This window comes from Streptomyces coeruleofuscus, from assembly GCF_039532725.1.
Classification (GTDB): domain Bacteria; phylum Actinomycetota; class Actinomycetes; order Streptomycetales; family Streptomycetaceae; genus Streptomyces; species Streptomyces coeruleofuscus.
The window spans coordinates 1-660 of record NZ_BAAASE010000032.1 but is presented as its reverse complement, the minus strand read 5'-3'; the positions used below and the strand labels follow the sequence as shown (position 1 = coordinate 660).

At 67.6% G+C, this 660-nt stretch carries 1 protein-coding gene and 1 pseudogene; both read left to right on the top strand.

All coding sequences use genetic code 11. From position 1 onward, the window contains the following. On the top strand, positions 1–495 hold a 495-nt coding region (locus ABFX81_RS42125; protein ID WP_346139711.1), incomplete at its 5' end, for an extracellular solute-binding protein. Next, positions 488–660 (top strand): annotated as a pseudogene (locus tag ABFX81_RS42120) (polyamine ABC transporter ATP-binding protein); the annotation flags it as partial. The gene ABFX81_RS42125 and the pseudogene ABFX81_RS42120, both read left to right, overlap by 8 nt.

Sequence of the window (660 nt, the reverse complement as noted above, 5' to 3'; positions counted from 1 at the left end):
ATGGACAAGCTGTACCCGCTGGATGTGGACCGCGCCTTCAAGGTGCTGACCCGGCTGCGGGGTGACATCAAGAAGTTCTGGGACAGCGGTCCCCTCCCGGGTGTGCTCCTGAGCCGCCAGGAGGTCACGATGTCCACCGTCTGGGACGGCCGGATCGCCGACCTGCAGAAGCAGGGCGTCCCGGTCGAGCGGCAGCTCAACGGCATGCGCCGCCAGTTCCAGGGCTACGCCATCGCCAAGGGCGCGGCCAACGTGGACGGCGCCTACCAGCTCATGGACTTCTCGCTGCGGGCCGAGAGCCAGGCCGCCCTGGCCAAGGCCTTCCCGTCGAACCCGTCTTCCCCGGTGGCCTACGCCAAGCTGACCGAAGACGAGCGCAACGCTCTTGCCGGTGCGCCGAAGTACTACGACGAGGGCTTCGACGCGGACATCGACTGGTGGCTGAAGAACGAATCGGCCGTCACCAAGCGCTGGCTGGAGTGGGCTCGTGGCTGAATTCGGTATCGCCGCACCGTCCGTCACACCGGCCGGAGGCACTCGGACCACCGCGACGGGCAAAGCGCTGTCGGTGGTAGCCCTTCGCAAGACCTACGGGGACGTCGTCGCGGTCGACGAGGCGTCCATGGAGATCGCGGCCGGGGAGTTCGTCACCTTCCTCGG